At 62.2% G+C, this 15,750-nt stretch carries 14 protein-coding genes; 10 read left to right on the top strand and 4 right to left on the bottom strand.

Translation table 11 applies throughout. The features are described 5' to 3' along the window. Window positions 1-6 precede the first annotated feature (6 nt). On the bottom strand, window positions 7-225 hold the full coding sequence (locus QMO80_RS24340; RefSeq protein WP_049732135.1) for an MbtH family NRPS accessory protein: 219 nt from the start codon (window positions 223-225) through the stop codon (window positions 7-9). A gap of 194 nt (window positions 226-419) precedes the next feature. On the opposite strand from QMO80_RS24340, the gene QMO80_RS24335 reads away from it, so the two are divergent. From QMO80_RS24335 to QMO80_RS24325, 3 genes are read left to right on the top strand one after another with little or no spacing between them, the layout of a single operon-like run. After that, a complete protein-coding gene (locus QMO80_RS24335) occupies window positions 420-1,409 on the top strand; it encodes a GNAT family N-acetyltransferase (protein ID WP_283200795.1) in 990 nt (329 codons plus the stop codon). Next, complete coding sequence (locus tag QMO80_RS24330) at window positions 1,406-2,824, top strand: MATE family efflux transporter (RefSeq protein ID WP_283200438.1); 1,419 nt, start codon at window positions 1,406-1,408, stop codon at window positions 2,822-2,824. Before QMO80_RS24335 ends, QMO80_RS24330 begins: the two co-directional genes overlap by 4 nt. A 10-nt stretch (window positions 2,825-2,834) precedes the next feature. Beyond that, window positions 2,835-4,022 (top strand): PLP-dependent transferase, encoded by a 1,188-nt coding sequence (locus QMO80_RS24325; RefSeq protein ID WP_283200437.1) that lies wholly within the window; start codon window positions 2,835-2,837, stop codon window positions 4,020-4,022. Here the strand turns inward: QMO80_RS24325 and QMO80_RS24320 are convergent. Further along, window positions 3,913-4,572, bottom strand: coding sequence for a sigma-70 family RNA polymerase sigma factor (locus QMO80_RS24320; RefSeq protein ID WP_283200436.1), 660 nt, complete (start codon window positions 4,570-4,572; stop codon window positions 3,913-3,915). The two genes, QMO80_RS24325 and QMO80_RS24320, sit on opposite strands and share 110 nt — an antisense overlap. Window positions 4,573-4,736: 164 nt before the next feature. Between QMO80_RS24320 and QMO80_RS24315 the strand changes: the two genes are divergently transcribed. The 3 genes from QMO80_RS24315 to fhuB are packed head-to-tail and all read left to right on the top strand — an operon-like array spanning window position 4,737 to window position 8,058. After that, window positions 4,737-5,228 carry an N-acetyltransferase gene (locus QMO80_RS24315; RefSeq protein ID WP_283200435.1) on the top strand — a complete coding sequence of 164 codons (492 nt, stop codon included), beginning with the start codon at window positions 4,737-4,739 and terminating at the stop codon, window positions 5,226-5,228. Between the two features lie 32 nt (window positions 5,229-5,260). Beyond that, window positions 5,261-6,094: an iron-siderophore ABC transporter substrate-binding protein gene (locus tag QMO80_RS24310; RefSeq protein ID WP_369685947.1), complete on the top strand. Its 834-nt coding sequence runs from the start codon at window positions 5,261-5,263 to the stop codon at window positions 6,092-6,094. Then, on the top strand, window positions 6,091-8,058 hold the full coding sequence (gene fhuB / locus QMO80_RS24305) for a Fe(3+)-hydroxamate ABC transporter permease FhuB (RefSeq protein ID WP_283200433.1): 1,968 nt from the start codon (window positions 6,091-6,093) through the stop codon (window positions 8,056-8,058). Before QMO80_RS24310 ends, fhuB begins: the two co-directional genes overlap by 4 nt. Before the next feature lie 98 nt (window positions 8,059-8,156). Here fhuB and fhuF read toward each other — a convergent pair whose 3' ends face one another. Both fhuF and QMO80_RS24295 read right to left on the bottom strand, forming a co-directional pair. After that, window positions 8,157-8,945: a siderophore-iron reductase FhuF gene (gene fhuF / locus QMO80_RS24300; protein ID WP_283200432.1), complete on the bottom strand. Its 789-nt coding sequence runs from the start codon at window positions 8,943-8,945 to the stop codon at window positions 8,157-8,159. 3 nt (window positions 8,946-8,948) lie between these two features. After that, the gene (locus QMO80_RS24295; RefSeq protein ID WP_283200431.1) at window positions 8,949-11,120 is read right to left on the bottom strand and encodes a TonB-dependent siderophore receptor; all 2,172 of its coding nucleotides are present in this window, start codon (window positions 11,118-11,120) and stop codon (window positions 8,949-8,951) included. A gap of 352 nt (window positions 11,121-11,472) precedes the next feature. Between QMO80_RS24295 and QMO80_RS24290 the strand changes: the two genes are divergently transcribed. The 4 genes from QMO80_RS24290 to QMO80_RS24275 all read left to right on the top strand — a co-directional run bounded on the left by QMO80_RS24290 (window position 11,473) and on the right by QMO80_RS24275 (window position 15,733). Next, on the top strand, window positions 11,473-12,216 hold the full coding sequence (locus QMO80_RS24290; RefSeq protein ID WP_283200430.1) for a FadR/GntR family transcriptional regulator: 744 nt from the start codon (window positions 11,473-11,475) through the stop codon (window positions 12,214-12,216). Next, window positions 12,200-13,798 (top strand): ABC transporter substrate-binding protein, encoded by a 1,599-nt coding sequence (locus tag QMO80_RS24285; protein ID WP_283200429.1) that lies wholly within the window; start codon window positions 12,200-12,202, stop codon window positions 13,796-13,798. Before QMO80_RS24290 ends, QMO80_RS24285 begins: the two co-directional genes overlap by 17 nt. Before the next feature lie 94 nt (window positions 13,799-13,892). Further along, the gene (locus QMO80_RS24280; RefSeq protein WP_283200428.1) at window positions 13,893-14,852 is read left to right on the top strand and encodes an ABC transporter permease; all 960 of its coding nucleotides are present in this window, start codon (window positions 13,893-13,895) and stop codon (window positions 14,850-14,852) included. Between the two features lie 2 nt (window positions 14,853-14,854). Then, a complete protein-coding gene (locus QMO80_RS24275) occupies window positions 14,855-15,733 on the top strand; it encodes an ABC transporter permease (protein ID WP_283200427.1) in 879 nt (292 codons plus the stop codon). Window positions 15,734-15,750 lie beyond the last annotated feature (17 nt).

Genomic DNA, 15,750 nt, shown 5'->3' with positions numbered 1-15,750 from the left:
CGTTATTCAGAGACGCGCATCGCCTGACATTGCCGAGCGCAGCGAGAGGGGCCGCGGGTCCGTCCAGACGCCGCGGATATGCGCCAGGCATTCCTGACGTGAACCGGCAAAGCCGGCCGGCTCCCAGCCCGTGGGAATCCGCTTGTCCTGCGGCCAGACCGAGTAGTGACGCTCGGTGTCGATGACGGCGATCCAAAGATCGTCGCGAGGCTCAAGATTGTCCATTCGAAGCTCCTGCAGAGATGGATGTCATGCGCAAATGACGGATCCCGATGGCTGCGGTTTAGAGAATTGCTGAGAATTTTTTTCTTCTCCGAACCCTAAATCGGGCTGGAGATGGATCGTCATTCTACCAAATCGGCACTAGAGCGGGCTTCATGCTCGCCGCATCAAAAGCCCTGTCGGTCAAGGAGAACATCATGGATTTCGACGCCGCCAAACAAAGGCGCGGTCTGCAGTCGCGCAGCTACGTCAGCCTCGCACCCAATCTCATCCATCTGAAGACCGCGCACGGGCATCACGAGGCCGCATTCGAGGTCGAGGCCGGCACCGCGACGCTGACCTTCTACCATGGTGATCCCGCGCGATCGGCGGAGCTTCTGATGGCGGCCGCCGAAGCGGTGACGGCGGAAGATCGCTCGATCAAATCAATCGCGTTCGAAGGGCATCGGACGGGCCTCCCGCCGCATATTTCCGGTGCCGGCGGCAGGCTGGATGCAGAGATCCTCTGGCAATGGCCGTCGCTTTGGCTGCCGCAGCTCACCTATCCGATGCCGCCCGTGCAGGAAATGACGGCGGGGCGCTATCATCCGCGCCGGCCGGCAAAGCCGAAGGGCACGGTCTACCAGCGCTTCATCCCGTGGCTGGAACGCGATATCAGCTTCCGGGTCGCCGACCCCGAGACCGATCTTGCCATCTTTCACCGCTGGATGAACGACGAACAGGTCAACACGATCTGGGAGGATGCGGGCTCGCTCGACAAGCACCGGGAGATCCTGGAGGAGCGGATCGCCGATCCGCATGTCCTGCCGCTGATCGGCAGTTTCGCCGACATCCCCTTCGGTTATTTCGAGGTCTATTGGGCCAAGGAGAACCGGCTCGGCCCCTTCTACGATGCCGACGATTATGACCGCGGTTGGCATGTGGCGATCGGCGAGCCCGATTATCGCGGCAAGAAATGGATCAGCGCCTGGCTTCCCTCGCTGATGCATTTCATCTTCCTCGACGATCCGCGCACCAAGCGCATCGTCGGCGAGCCGCGCGCTAGCCACGAGCAGCAGATCCGCAACCTCGATCGCTCGGGTTTTGCCAAGGTCAAGCATTTCAATTTTCCGCACAAGCGGGCGCTGCTGGTGATGCTGACCCGTGAGCGTTTCTTCGGCGATCATCTCTGGGTGCCCGCATCATGAACGACATGAGCGAGATGAGCGGCAGCCTGCGCAAGCGGCGCCTCGCCCCGGAGGATCTTGCCAGTCCCCAGCTTCTCAGGCTGCTGCTGCGGCTCGGGCTGCCGGCCATGTTCGGCCTGTCGATCAATGCCGCGCACCACACCATCAACATGGTCTTCGTCGGCATGATCGGCGAAGACCAGATCGCGGCGATCATGATCGTCCTGCCGATCCTGATGCTGATCGCCGCCTTCGGCGAAGGCATCGGCGTCGGCGTCGCGACCGAGGTCGGGCGGTTGCTCGGAGCCGGCAACCGCTCGCGGGCCGGCGTCATCGCTTCGATCAGCCTTGCTGCCGGCGTCGCCTTCGGCGTGGCAAGTGCGCTCGCACTCGTCTTGTTTCCGGATCTGCCGCTGTTCGGCGCCACATCAGCAATCGAGCCGCTTGCGCAGCATTACCTGATGATCATCGCGATCTCGATCCCGCTGACGATGGCGCAGATCATTCTCGATTTTCTGGCGATCGCGGAAGGCAATGCCCGCTTCAGCATGTGGACGCTGGTCGCCTGCTTTGCCTTGAACATGATCCTCGACCCGATCATGATCTTCGGCTTCGGCCTCGGCCTGCAGGGTGTGGCCATCGCCACCATCCTGTCGCAGATCGTCGCGCTTTCCATCTATGGCGCCTATCACGCCAGGCGGCTTGGGATGGTCCGGCTGACCCTTGACTGGCGGTTGGCAGATCTCCGCGCTCTCAGGCCCGTCCTTGCCGTCGGGGCGCCGACGACGCTGACCAGCCTGACGACGGCAGGCGCCATTGCGATCATGGTGTCGCTCGCCGGCACCTATCACGGCGAAGCCGGCATTGCCGGCATCGGGATTGCCTTGCGGCTGCTGGCTGTCGGAACACTTCCCGTTATCGGCATCTCGCTTGGGGCCCAGTCCATTCTAAGCTTTGCCTGGGGTCGAGGCGATATGGCCAGGGTGCTGTCGGCAACCCGCATCCTGACAGCGGTCACGAGTGCGGCGAGCGGCGCCTACGGGCTGATGGCGCTTGCCTTCTCCGAACATCTCGCTTCGTTCTTCAGCGACGATGCGGCGGTGATTGGGATCGCCGGGCAGGCGATCATCGCAACCCATCTTCCTCTTCTGCTGTTCGGCCTGCGGCAAACGGTGCTGATCCTCTTCCAGGCGCAGGGCCGGCCGAAAGCCGCGATTGCCGTCGGTCTGGCGCAAAACGGCTATCTGCTGTTTCCGCTGCTTGCGCTCCTGCCGCCCTTCTTCGGCTTTTCAGGCCTGCTGGCCGCCATGTTCCTGGCCTCGGCGCTCACCGGCCTGCTGTCGGCCGTCTGCCTTGTGAGGTCGCTCAGTGCACTCCGGCAGCGCTCCACCGGCCATCTGACCTCCATCCGTCCCACTCCCAGCTTTTGTCCATGAGAGGATGACCATGAACCAGTCGATCAACCCGCACGACCTCGGCGCCCATGCGATCGCCGACGATCTCTTCACCCCTGTCGATCCGGCGGCATTCAACGCCGTGTCTCCGCCGATCTTCCAAACCTCGCTCTTCACCTATGACAGCTACGAGGCGATGGAGGATGTTTTTGCAGGCCGCACGCGCAACTACATCTATTCGCGCGGCGACAATCCGACCGTCCGCGAATTCGAACTCCTGGTCGCCCGCCTCGAGGGCGCCGAGGATGGACGCGCCTTCTCTAGCGGAACGGCCGCCATCACCTCGACAATTCTGAGCCTGGTGCAGGCCGGCGACCGGGTCGTTGCGGTCCGCCATCTCTATAATGATGTCTATCGTCTTCTGGTCAAACTGCTCGGCCGGCTCGGCGTCGGAGTGGATTTCGTCGATCCCGCCGATCACGACGAGGTCCGCAAGGCGCTCTCCGGCGCCAAGCTGCTCTATCTCGAAAACCCGACCTCCTTCGTCTTCGAGCTGCAGGACATTGCGGCGTTGTCGGCCATGGCGAAGGAGGCGGGCGTTACCACCATCATCGACAATTCCTGGGCAACGCCGCTCTTTCAGAAGCCGATCCAGCACGGCGTCGATATCGTCATTCACGCCGCCTCGAAATATCTCGGCGGCCACAGCGATACGGTCGCCGGCGTCGTCGTCGGCTCGAAGGAGGCGATCGCCAGGATCAACGCGACCTCCTATCCCTATGTCGGCGCCAAGCTTTCGCCGTTCGAGGCCTGGCTCTTGTTGCGCGGCATGCGCACCCTGCGTGTGCGGCTGAAGGAGCATGAGCGCAGCGGGCTTCTGCTGGCGGATCGGCTGAAGCAGCATGCGGCGATTGCGCGCGTTCGTCACCCGGCCTTTCAGGACCATCCCGGACGGGCGACGCTGTCGGGTTATGCCGGGCTGTTCGCCTTCGATCTCAATCCCGATATCGACGTCGCCCGTTTTGTGAATGGTCTCCGCGACATCCGCCTCGGCGTCAGCTGGGGGGGACCCGAAACGCTGGTGGTCCCCGCCAAGGTGGCGCTGCAGATCCCCGACCGGATGACATCCTTCATCCGGTTCGGCGTGAGCGAGCAGACGGTTCGTTTTGCCGTTGGCCTGGAAGAGCCGGAACTGCTGTGGAACGATTTGCAGCAGGCGCTGCACGCGGCGAGACGCTAACAACCTGCCGGTGCGCATGATCGGGGCGCAGGAGGGGTTCGGCCATCGCCAGATGGCAATGCTCCTCCGCCGCCTTGATCATGAAATTGACGAGGGTCCTCGAGACGCCGAGTTCGGCGGCAATATCCTTCTGCGGCACGCCGTTGAGGCGGTGGCGAATGAAGGCATCGTTGGTGCGCTTCGGCAGCGCCTCGAGCGAGGCAAGCACATCGCGCAGGGTCTCGGCAGCGACAAGCTGGTCGAGCACGGTGGGGATGGGAGCCGTGATTTCCTGAACCTGATCGATCGACCTATAGTTGTTCATCTGCTGACGGCGGCGGCGGTTTTCGTCGAGTGCGAGGTTATAGACCATCCGGAAGGCGTAGCCGATCGGGCAACGAATGCCATCGGTTTTGACCCCGTAAGCTTTAATCACGCCATCCTGAAAGATATCCTCGGAATATGACCTTGATTTGACAACGCTTTCAATCGTTTTAAGGAGTTTATCCTTGTTTTCGATCATGGCGTTGACAACGGCATTTCCATTCACATCGCGATGCAATGCTTGCATTGTCCTGTACCCTTTTTACAAATGGAAAATCAGGCTCTGTCGTTACTGGTCGACGTGGTCGTGGCGCTCCTTTTTGGAGGGAAAGTACACGATTTGATTGCAGTGTCTATTTTAAGGTGATAACAGGAGTCAAGTTTAAATCGACGGAGTGAAAGCGAGAAAAAATGGGAAGGACAGTTGAGATCCTGACGGGCAAGGCGGAGCTCTGCCGATCGATCATGGGGGCTTTGCCCGACTGGTTTTCCGAACCCGAGGTCATCGAAGCGAGTGCCCAGGCGATCGAAGAGCTGCCGGTGTTCGGCTATATCGAAGCCGATGTCGTCACCGCGCTGATGGCCTTGAAGCCGCACCTGCCCGGCGCCGTCGAAATCGCACTGATCGCGACCCGGCCTGAACATCACGGCCGCGGCGCCGGACGTCATCTCATCGACGAAGCCGAACGTTTCGGCCATGAAGCGGGTGCCCGGTTGCTGACGGTCAAGACGCTCGCCCCGCGCGACCGCGAGGAACCGCAATTCGAGGCGACGCGGCGCTTCTATGACCGGAACGGCTTTATCAGGGCGGAGGTCTTAGCAAAGCTGTGGCACGAGGATCACCCGTGCCTGTTCATGGTCAAGCCGCTCGCCGGTGTTCAGGCAGGTGAGACGACGCTTTGAGACGACGAGACTTTCTGCTCGGCGCGCTGGCAATGACCGGCGCACCCGCAACCGTGCGCGCCGGCGATGGCGGCGTCGTTTCGCTCGATTACGGACTGGCCTCGACGATGCTGGCGCTCGGCCAGACGCCGCGCGCCGTCGTTTCCCTGAGAAACTGGGGGGAATGGGTGGTCGAACCGACGATGCCGGCCGGCGTCGTCGATCTCGGCACCACGTCGGAGATCAATCTCGAGGTCCTGACCAGCATCCGGCCATCGCTCATTCTGAGCACCCCTTTCCTTGCGGCACTGGACGATAAACTGTCGCGGATCGCACCGGTGGAGCGGTTCACCATTTACGCCGAGCACAACGAGGCGCTAACCTGTTCCTACGCCGAAACGCTGCGGCTCGGCACGATGATCGGACGGGCAGAGCAAGCAAAGGCATTTCTGTCCCATGCCGATGCCACGTTCGATCGGTTGCGCGGGCGGACAAAAAACCTGTCGGCGCCTCCGGTTGCCGTCATCAACTTCATCGACAACAGGCATGCGCGCATCTATGGCGGCCCCGGGCTTTTCAGCGGCGCCATGAAGCGCATCGGCCTTGAGAATGCCTGGAAGGGCGAGGCCAGTTACTGGGGATTTCAAACGGTCGGCCTGGAACAGCTCGCCGAACTCGGCGAAGACGCGCATCTGATCATCGTTTCGCCGCTGCTTCCACCCGACGTCCTGACGCAGCTTTCCGAAAGCCCGCTCTGGACCGGTCTTCCCTTTGTCAGGCGGCAGCGTATCTCGGTCATTCCAGGCGTTCTGATGTTCGGAATGGTTCAGGAGGCGCTGCGGTTTTCGACCCTGGTCGTCGATACGCTGGAGACTTCAGCCCGATGAAGGCCAGATTTTCGCACTTCGGCGCGCCCGCACTTGCGGGCCTCCTGCTCTTTTCCGGATTGGCCCTTGCCGGAAGGGAGATTTTGGCGGCACTGCCGCATCTTAAGGCGGCGTCCGGCGGTTATGATGCCGAGCGCCTTCTCTTCCTCTATTCGACGCTGCCGCGCATGGCGACAGCCCTCATTGCCGGCGCCGCACTCGCGCTCTCCGGCACGATCCTGCAACAGGTGCTGCGCAATCCGCTGGCCTCGCCGACGACGCTCGGCATTTCCACCGGCGCCAATCTGGCGCTGGTTTCCGTGATGCTCGCCATCCCGTCGCTCACGGGATGGGGCCGGGACGCCGCCGCGCTTGCCGGCAGTGCCGCTGCCGCCGCCGCCATCTTTTCGATCAGCGCCCGGCACGGTTTTTCGCCCTTTTCCCTCATCCTGTCGGGCATGATCGTCGGTCTCTGGTGCGGGGCGGCGGCGGCCATCCTGGTGCTGATGAACGATCAATATCTCTCCGGGATTTTCATCTGGGGCGCCGGATCGCTGTCGCAGCAGAGCTGGGCGATCCCGGCGTCGCTGCTGCCGAAGGTGGCGCTGCTGGCGGCGCTTGCTCTTCTGGCCACGAGACCCCTGGCGCTGAGCCAGATTGGCGATGCCGGCGCAACGAGCCTCGGCCTGCCGATCAAATGGGCCCGCGGTTTCATGCTAGCGATTGCCATCGCGCTCAGCGCCTTCGTCACCAGCGCCGTCGGCGTCATCGGCTTCATCGGGCTGGTCGCCCCGCAGATCGTGCGGCTCGCCGGCGCCAGGCGAATTCTCAGCCAGCTGATCTGGTCGCCCATTGCAGGCGCCGGCCTTCTGCTCCTGACGGATCAGGCGATCAAGCTTGCCGCTCCGGGCGACTTCGTCCCGACCGGGGCGGTGACGGCACTGCTCGGCGGCCCGATCCTGATCGCTCTTCTCCCACGTCTCGCCACGGCTTCGCGCGCGCTGCCCGGCCTGCCGTCACCCCAACATATAATGAACAACAGAACGGCATCCTTCGCTGCTCTGCTCGTCCTGGTCATCGCATTGGCGACTGCCGCGATCTTCTTCGGCCGCGCACCCGACGGCGCCTGGGCATGGCTGCCGGCCGCTTCGTGGGACGAAATCCTTCCCCTTCGGCTGCCGCGGGTCGCCGCCGCATTCGGGGCCGGAACCGTGCTCGGCGTGACCGGGCTGATCCTGCAGCGGCTGACCGGAAACGAAATGGCAAGCCCCGAGGTGCTTGGCGTATCGGCAGGAGCGACGCTCGGCGTGGCGGCCGCCATGTTTGTCTTTGCGGCGCCCGGCCTGACGGTCCAGCTTGGCTTTGCCGGCTGTGGCGCCCTTGGCGTGCTGACCCTGATTTTCCTCTTGAGCGCGCGTTCCGGCTTCGGCCCGAACCGTGTGCTGCTCGCCGGCATCGCCCTCGGCGCGATCCTCGACGCCGGGATCGGCGTCCTTGCCGCGAGCGGCGATCCGCGCGGCCTGGCGCTCATTCGCTGGATGGCGGGCTCGACCTATTTCGTCGACAATGCGGTGGCCGCAAGCGCCCTTCTGATTGCGCTCGGCTGTCTGGCCGCCGCCTTTCTCGCCAGCCGCTGGCTTGCCCTGCTGCAGCTCGGGACCGAGACGGCAAGTGAACTCGGCCTCAGGATCGTTCCCGCCCGCGCGGTGCTGTTCGGTCTCTCGGCGGTCATGACGGCGGCAGCGACGCTCGTCGTCGGCCCTTTGAGCTTCGTCGGCTTGATGGCGCCGCACCTTGCCCACGGGCTCGGTCTTCGCCGGCCCGCCGCCCAGATCTTCGCCGCAGCCCTCATTGGGGCGGCCCTTCTCGTCATTGCCGACTGGACAGGGCGCATGATCGCTTTCCCCTACCAGATCCCCGCCGGATTGATCTCGGCTCTTGTGGGCGCCCCGATGCTGTTGATCGTTTTGCGCCGGCGGGCATGAAGGGTGGTCGGCAATCGGCGTCTCAAGCGGGCTTGTGTTCGGCCGTTTGACTCATGCCGATGACAGCCCCCACCCTAACCCGACCGGGGTCTGGACGTTTAATGGCGTCCGTCCGGCAGTGGGCAGGCTTCGCCGCAGCCGCCAACGCCCGGCAGGTTATAACGCAGGCAGCAGACTTTGCGACGGGCGAATTCGAGGCCGCATTGCTGCCGCGCCGTGCGGATCATGCCGACCATCGGGTTGCGCCGGCCGCACGGCCATGCAGCGTCGTTAAGCAGCGCCAGGCCGCCTTCGACGAGGTCCCGCTCGTGGCGATGGGCGATCTCCTTGAGAATCCATGAGAGATAGGCCGCAACATTGTTCCAGAGCAGCTTCGGAGCGACACCGGCATTGGCGGCGATCGCCGCGACAACAGGCTCGACGTGGCCGACCATCAGCCGGTGCAGCTCCCCCGCCGGATCGGCCGTAACGCCAAGCCTGTCAGTCATCACGAAGGCTTCCGGCTCGCCGGTCTTTTCGTTGCACACAAGCGATAGCCGATCGATCTGCAACGGCAGCCCGATCCGGTGCACGAACATGTGCAGGCTGGGGGCAATCGTCAGAATGCTGAAATAGTAGAGCGTCCACATCGAGACGATCGCACGGCGATCGCCGCCTGGAAATTTTTGCGCATACCGGGCGATGATCCCTTCAAAGACTGCCCCGTCGCAAAGATCTCTGCAGGCGACGACGATGCCCGTCTGCGGTGGGACACTGAGCAGTTTGCCCCGGCAATAGGAAAACGCGCCATCGCCCACCAGGCCGTCAAGGCAGACGGCCTGGTGGGCGATAGGATAATCGGCAATCGAAGTCGGGCGCCGAGACGCCCTATTCGTCTCTGCGGCCATGCCTTACCATCGATACTTCAGCGTCCCGGTCATGTTGCGGCCCTGGCCTAGGTAGCAGAAGCCCTCTTCGCAAACCGTTTCTCGCTCGTCGGCGATGTTGCGGATGGCGAAGGCTGCCGTCAGACCCTCATATTTCTTGTCGACCGCGCCGAAATCATAGGAGGCGGATGCATCGACATAGAAAGTCGCAGGATTTTTCGAGGTATTGGCAACATCCGTCCAGGTCTCGCCGATGTAGCGCACGCCGGCGCCAACCGACAGACCGTTGAAGGGATTGCTTTCCTGGAAGGTGTAGTTCGCCCACAGGCTTGCAATATGGGTCGGGGTGACGGCCGGCGTATTTCCGACGTTGTTACCCCCCGTTACTTCGGAGTCGTTGTAGGTATAGGCCGCAATGATATCGAGGCCGTCGGCGATTGCCGCACGGGCTTCAAGCTCGATACCCTTTCCGGTCACTTCGCCCTGGGAGTCATAGGCAAAGGTCAGCGGGTCGGCGAGCCTCGGCTTATTCTGCTCGACGATGTGATAGGCGACAGCCGATAGCAGGATGTCGGAGCCGGGAGGCTGGTATTTCACGCCGACTTCGTATTGCTCGCCCTTCGTCGGCGGAAGAATCGTGTTGGCGGCCGACCGGTTGGTGACCGGATCGAAGGAGGTCGCGTAGGAAACGAACGGCGCGATGCCGTTGTCGAAGAGGTAGAGTGCGCCGGCCTGTACGGAGAAGGCGTTCTTGTCGACATCCTCCGAGCTGACCGTGGGCAAGGTCGAATCTCGCGTCTGGTTCACCCAGGTCTGCCGGCCGCCGAAGTTGAAGCGCCAGTTTCCGACCTCGACCTGGTCCATGGCGTAGATGCCGACCTGCCGCATATCGGCATCGGAAGCCAAGAAATTATAGTCCGGCGTAGAACCCGAGACTCCGTAAGTCGGATTGGCGATATCGAAGTCGAATGCCGGATCGGCGGCTCCGAAGCCATAGCCAAAGCTCGACTTGAGATTGGTGTAGTCGAGCCCGAACAGCATCGTATGCGCAAGCGGACCCGTATCGAATTTCGCCTCGAGCTGATTGTCGACCTGGAACACGTTCATTTCGTCGCGGATCGCATTCGTGCCGCGATGCGCGACGGTCCCGGTCCAGCTGGTAACGCCGAGGTAGCGGGCCCTGAGATCGAGATGCGAATAACGCAGGTTCTGCCGGAAGGTCAGGCCGTTGTCGAATTCATGCTCGAACTGATAGCCGACCTGCTGCTGCTTGATCTTCTGATAGTCATAATCGGGATCGCTCTGTCTGATATCGAGAATCCTGCCATCCACGGTCGTGATCGCGCCGACATTGGCGTCGGTTTCGTCCGCCTGCGCCAGACCATACACCGTCAGAGACGTGCCCTCGTCTGGCTTCCAGGTGAAGGACGGCGCCAGGAAATAGCGGTCGTCGGCAATATCGAAATTGGTATCGCCGCGGCGGGCAAGGCCGACGATGCGGTAGAGAAAGTCGTCGTTGTCTTCGCTGATCGGTCCGCCGAAATCGAACATTCCCTGCACCCGGTCCTTGGTGCCGTAGGTAATGCCGACTTCGCGGATCGGCTCTTCGGTCGGAAGCTTCGATATCTTGTTGACCAGGCCGCCCGGCGATCCCGAGCCGTAGAGAACGGAGACCGGCCCCTTGATCACCTCGACGCGCTGCAACTGATAGGGGTCGGTGCGGAACATACCGTAATTGATGTAGGGTTGGCGCAATCCGTCACGATAGTCGCCGACCGTCGTGGCGTTGTAGCCGCGAATATAGATTTGGTCGAAACGCGGATCGAAGCCGCTCGTTCCTGTGGTCACGCCGGCTGTGTAACGCACCGCCTCGATGACCGACTGCGCGCCGCGTTGCTCGATTTCCTTCTCGGTCGTGACGGAGATCGAACGCGGCGTTTCGACGAGCGGCGTGCTGATCTTGGTCGCGCCCGCGCTGTTCTTGGCGGTGACCGACGTCCGGTCGGTCTTGCTATCAGAGGCTGCACCCTGGATGACGATCGGCTCCAGCGTCGTCGCGGTATCGCCTGCGGAAGCGCTCTGAGCGTAAGCCGGCGATGCTGCAATACCGATCAGAACGACCGCCGTCGTGGCAAATAGGCTCTCTCTATAAATTCGCGGTAGATTATTAGAAACATTCAAAAAAGCACGCGCCATCACTTGGTCCCTACGTCACAGATGCGCGCGGAACCTATGGAGCGAACAGGGCATTGTCAACATAAGATGATTATTTTAGTCACCTTTTGTCGATGAAATCCGCAGCTTTCGGCACTCCCGAACAGGTTGCACGCATCTCTAAGGCTCGGCCCGGTGTCGGCCTTGTGCTTCAGCCGCATAAATCCAGACATTGAAGTGGACATTGCTCGCGCCGGGACGCTGTTTTCACAAGCGATGCGGCTGAAGCGCCGACGCCCGATGCACCGTGAGCAGCCTGACCATTTGACAGATATCCTACAAGTATATATGTAACAGGCATCCTTTATCGGCGATGCGAGAAAGCGACCCCGGCATGACATTGAAATCGATGAAGCCGCTGACGCGCGCACCCCTGCTGCATGTCTCGGTGCAGGAAAGTCTGCGCGCCTATATCGACGACAATGGGCTAGCGCCCGGAACCCTGCTTCCGGCGGAAGGCGAGCTTGCCACCCAGCTCGGCGTCAGCCGCAATTCGCTGCGGGAGGGTATCAAGGCGCTGGAATCGCTCGGCGTGCTGGAGACGCGGCGCGGCGTCGGCATCTTCGTGAAGGCCTTTTCCTTCGAGCCGCTTCTCGACAACCTCGCTTACGGCCTCGGCGGCGCTCTGCGTCAGATCGAGGAGGTGCTCGAAATCCGGCGCACGCTTGAGGTGGGATTGATCGGCAAGACGATCGATGTGATCGGCGAGGAGGACATCGCCGAACTGCGCGCCACCGTCGATCGAATGCGCGCCCATGCCGAGCGCGGTGAAACCTTTGCCACAGACGACCAGCTGTTCCACCGGCTGCTGTTTCGCTGCCAGGACAATGAAACGCTCGTACGGCTGATCGATGTCTTCTGGCTCGCCTTCTACAAGGCGTCGGATTTCGTCAACCTCGAAAATACCGATCCGATGGCGACGTGGCGTGATCACGCCGCGATCGTCGATGCGATCGAGGCAAAGGATCTGGAGGAGGCGCGCCGGCGCCTGGATCGCCATTACGAGGGAATTGCCCGGGTGATTGCCAATAACAAGACAAGTTCAAACATGGGAGGAACGCATGAAAAGACTGTCTAGATTATCCGCCATCGCGCTTGGCGCCCTGCTGTCGACAACAGCCGTTCCGGCTCTTATCGTTTCGGGCGCCGCGATCCAGGCTGAGGCCGCCACCCTGTCCGGCGGCTTCGATGTCGGTCCGGGAGGTTTCCAGGGCAACTTCAATCCGCTGGCGGCGACCGCCGGCTTCACCTGGCTCAGCATCTATTACGAACCGCTGATCACCTATGACGAGAAGCTGCAGAAAGTCGTCGGCGCGCTGGCGAACGCCTACGAGGTCAGCCCGGACCAGCTGACCTACACGTTCAAGCTCGCCGACGCCAAATGGCATGATGGCAAGCCCTTTACCGCCAAGGATGCGAAATTCACCCTGGGCCTTGCGACGGATGCGAAAACCGGCTCGGTGCTCGCGGCCCGGCTGAAGGGCATATCGTCCGTCGAGACGCCGGACGATCACACCGTCGTCATCAAGCTTAGCGCACCCAGCAGCAGTTTTCTCGACACGATGACCAAGGTGATGATGCTGCCCGAGCATGCGCTCGCCGCGATACCGGCCGACCAGCTGGCGAAGAACACCTGGTGGTCCACCGCGCCGATCGGCACCGGACCGTTCAAATTCACCAAATACGTCTCCGATCAGTATGTCGAGCTTGCCGCAAACAGCGATTATCGCGGCGGCAAACCAGCACTGGAACGCGTCATCAACCGCTATTTCGCCAACCCGGCCGCGGCGATCGCGGCGCTCCGATCCGGCGAGATCCAGTTCACCTATGTCGATTCCAACGACGTGCCGACCTTCAAGGACAGCAAGGACTTCAAGGTCATCGAAGGCAATTCTTTCGTCGTCAACTATCTGGGCTTCAACCATGATTCCCCGATCTGGAAGGAGGTGCGCGTCCGCCAGGCGGTGATGTATGCGATCAATCGCGATGCCATCATCCAGAGCCTCTATGGCGGCGCGGCCAAGCCGGCCAACTGCGCCTACGTCGCCGAACAGCTGATACCCCCGGGCATCGACACCTATGCCTACGATCCTGAAAAGGCCAAGCAACTGCTCAAGGAAGCCGGCTGGGATCAGATCAACGGCGATAAACCGATCACGCTTTTGACCTATTACACCACGCCGCTTGCCACCAACGTCCTTGCCGCCGTTCAGGCGATGCTTGCCCAGGTCGGCATCAACGTCGTTCCGCGCGCCGTCGATGCGCCAACCTATAACAGCATCGTGCTCAATGCGACGCCGGATATTGCCCAGTTCCAGATGGTTTACGCCGGGCTGCAGAACGGGCCGGATGCCGGAAGCATCAATGTCGGCCTCAACGAGAAGCAGATCCCTCCGGCCGGACCGAATGTCGCCAGAGTTCGTATGCCTGATCTCACCAAGGCACTCGACAACGCGCTTGCCGAGCCTGACAGCGCCAAGCGGGATGCGGCCTACCAGGACGTCTGCAAGGTGATGAACACCAACCTGCCCTGGGCGACGCTCTGGGTGGCAAACCGTTACGGCATCGTCTCGACCAAGGCGAAGGATTTCGTCTGGACGCCGGCGCCCGGCGGCGGCCCCTACCAGGCCGACCCGCAGAAATGGTCGATCACCGAATAGCGTTTTCCGCAAAGGCTCGAGGGTGGCTTCGGCCACCCTGACAGGACGCCTGACAAGACGGCCTGGCAAGACGGCCCGAAAAAACGGATAGACGATGCTCCGATACAGTCTTAGACGCCTGATCATAGGGGTAGGCATGCTCGTCGCCCTGAGCATGCTGATCTTCCTGCTGCTGCGCCTGACGCCCGGCGATCCGATCGATGCCTATATCGATCCGAACCTGCCGATGTCGCCGTCGGATCTTGCCGATCTGCGTGGAAGACTCGGGCTCGACCAGCCCTTGCCCGTCCAGTATCTAGGCTGGCTGCAGCAGGCGCTGGCGGGCAATCTCGGTTATTCGATCAAGCGTCTCGACCAGCCGGTTCTCGGTCTGGTGCTGTCGCGGATCGGGCCGACGGTACTGTTGATGGGCACCGCACTTGCCTTCGCCATCGTCGCCGGCATCGCCTGCGGCGTGATCGGCGCCGTCCGCCGCAATTCGCTTGCCGATCTCTCCTTGTCGGTAGTTGCGCTTGCCGGCATTTCGAGCCCGGCATTCCTCAGCGCGCTGATCGGCCTTTATATTTTCTCCGTCCGCCTGCACTGGATGCCGTCGGGTGGCATGCTGACGCCGGGCGAGGATTTCTCGATCGGCGATCTCCTTCACCATCTGATCCTGCCGGCCGCCCTTCTGTCCGTCGCTCAAGCCGCATTGATCATGCGTTACATGCGCGCTTCGCTGCTCGAAGTCCTGAACCAGGATTACGTGCGTACGGCCCGCGCCAAGGGCGTGTTCGAGTTCTGGGTCATCGCCAAACATGCGCTGCGCAATGCGCTTCTTCCGATCGTCACCCTGATCGGCTCCACCATCGGGCTTGCGATCGGCGGCGCCATCTTCATCGAGAGCGTCTTCAACTGGCCGGGCATGGGTCTTTTGCTCGTCGACGCCGTTCAGACCCGCGACTACCCCGTCATCATGGGCGCGACGCTCGTCATCGGCACTTGCGTTATCACAGTCAATCTTCTGACCGATATCACCTATGCGGTCGTCGACCCGCGCATCAAGGTGGGCTGACCATGCTGGCACGCTCCCCCCAACGCCGCAGCCCAGGGCCGCTTGCCCGCGCCTTCAGCCGTTTCCTGCTCAACCGCGCAGCCGTTGCCGGCGTCTGCATGGCCGTTCCGATGCTGCTGCTGATCCTCTCCTATCCGCTGTGGTGGGCTTTCCAGCCTAATGACATCGATCTTCTGGCGATGAACAGCGGCCCGAGCGCAACCCACTGGTTCGGAACCGACGGCGTCGGCCGCGATGTCTTTGCGCGCGTACTCGAAGGCGGCCGGATCTCGCTGCTGGTCGCCGTCGCATCGACCGCGCTTTCGGCGGTCATCGGCTTTCTCTTCGGGGCCATCTCGGCGCTTGCAGGCCGGTGGGCGGACGCCGTTTCGATGCGCTTCGTCGATCTGGTAATGACCCTGCCGCCCGTCATCTTCCTGCTCGTGCTCGCCTCGATCGCCGGCACCGGCATCTGGCCGACGGTGCTGGTCATCTCGCTGCTTTCCTGGCCGCTGCTTGCACGCATGATCCGCTCCCGGCTGCTGGAATTGCGTGAGCGCGATTTCGTCATGGCCGCCCGCGGCATGGGCGCCGGCATCGGGCATCTGCTCTTCCGCCACGGCCTGCCGAACGCGATCGATATCCTCGTGGTCTACGCAACGCTGCAGATCGCCAATGCCATCCTGCTCGAGGCGGGCCTGTCCTTCCTCGGTCTCGGCATCGCGCCGCCGGCGGCAAGCTGGGGCAACATGCTGAACGCGGCCCGCTCCACCGCCGTGCTCGAACAATATCCGTGGCAATGGCTCTTTCCCGGTGCGGCGCTGATCCTTGCCGTGCTTGCCATCAACTTCATCGGCGATGGCCTCAGAGATGCCTTCGATCCGCGTGCCGAACTGAACTGACTAGCGAAAGAAGCGAA

This window comes from Rhizobium sp. BT03, from assembly GCF_030053155.1.
In the GTDB taxonomy this organism is placed as follows: domain Bacteria; phylum Pseudomonadota; class Alphaproteobacteria; order Rhizobiales; family Rhizobiaceae; genus Rhizobium.
The sequence above is the reverse complement of the archived record's forward strand: the minus strand, read 5'-3'. Positions and strand labels throughout refer to the sequence as shown.

Excerpts from the sequence above, each read along its gene's own strand:
- QMO80_RS24325 (WP_283200437.1), top strand. The coding sequence starts at position 2,835 with ATGAACCAGTCGATCAACCCGCACGACCTCGGCGCCCATGCGATCGCC.
- QMO80_RS24315 (WP_283200435.1), top strand. The coding sequence starts at position 4,737 with ATGGGAAGGACAGTTGAGATCCTGACGGGCAAGGCGGAGCTCTGCCGA.
- QMO80_RS24295 (WP_283200431.1), bottom strand. The coding sequence starts at position 11,120 with ATGGCGCGTGCTTTTTTGAATGTTTCTAATAATCTACCGCGAATTTAT.
- QMO80_RS24280 (WP_283200428.1), top strand. The coding sequence starts at position 13,893 with ATGCTCCGATACAGTCTTAGACGCCTGATCATAGGGGTAGGCATGCTC.
- QMO80_RS24275 (WP_283200427.1), top strand. The coding sequence starts at position 14,855 with ATGCTGGCACGCTCCCCCCAACGCCGCAGCCCAGGGCCGCTTGCCCGC.
- QMO80_RS24320 (WP_283200436.1), bottom strand. The coding sequence starts at position 4,572 with ATGCAAGCATTGCATCGCGATGTGAATGGAAATGCCGTTGTCAACGCC.
- QMO80_RS24285 (WP_283200429.1), top strand. The coding sequence starts at position 12,200 with ATGAAAAGACTGTCTAGATTATCCGCCATCGCGCTTGGCGCCCTGCTG.
- QMO80_RS24290 (WP_283200430.1), top strand. The coding sequence starts at position 11,473 with ATGACATTGAAATCGATGAAGCCGCTGACGCGCGCACCCCTGCTGCAT.
- QMO80_RS24340 (WP_049732135.1), bottom strand. The coding sequence starts at position 225 with ATGGACAATCTTGAGCCTCGCGACGATCTTTGGATCGCCGTCATCGAC.
- fhuB (WP_283200433.1), top strand. The coding sequence starts at position 6,091 with ATGAAGGCCAGATTTTCGCACTTCGGCGCGCCCGCACTTGCGGGCCTC.
- QMO80_RS24330 (WP_283200438.1), top strand. The coding sequence starts at position 1,406 with ATGAACGACATGAGCGAGATGAGCGGCAGCCTGCGCAAGCGGCGCCTC.
- QMO80_RS24335 (WP_283200795.1), top strand. The coding sequence starts at position 420 with ATGGATTTCGACGCCGCCAAACAAAGGCGCGGTCTGCAGTCGCGCAGC.
- fhuF (WP_283200432.1), bottom strand. The coding sequence starts at position 8,945 with ATGGCCGCAGAGACGAATAGGGCGTCTCGGCGCCCGACTTCGATTGCC.
- QMO80_RS24310 (WP_369685947.1), top strand. The coding sequence starts at position 5,261 with ATGACCGGCGCACCCGCAACCGTGCGCGCCGGCGATGGCGGCGTCGTT.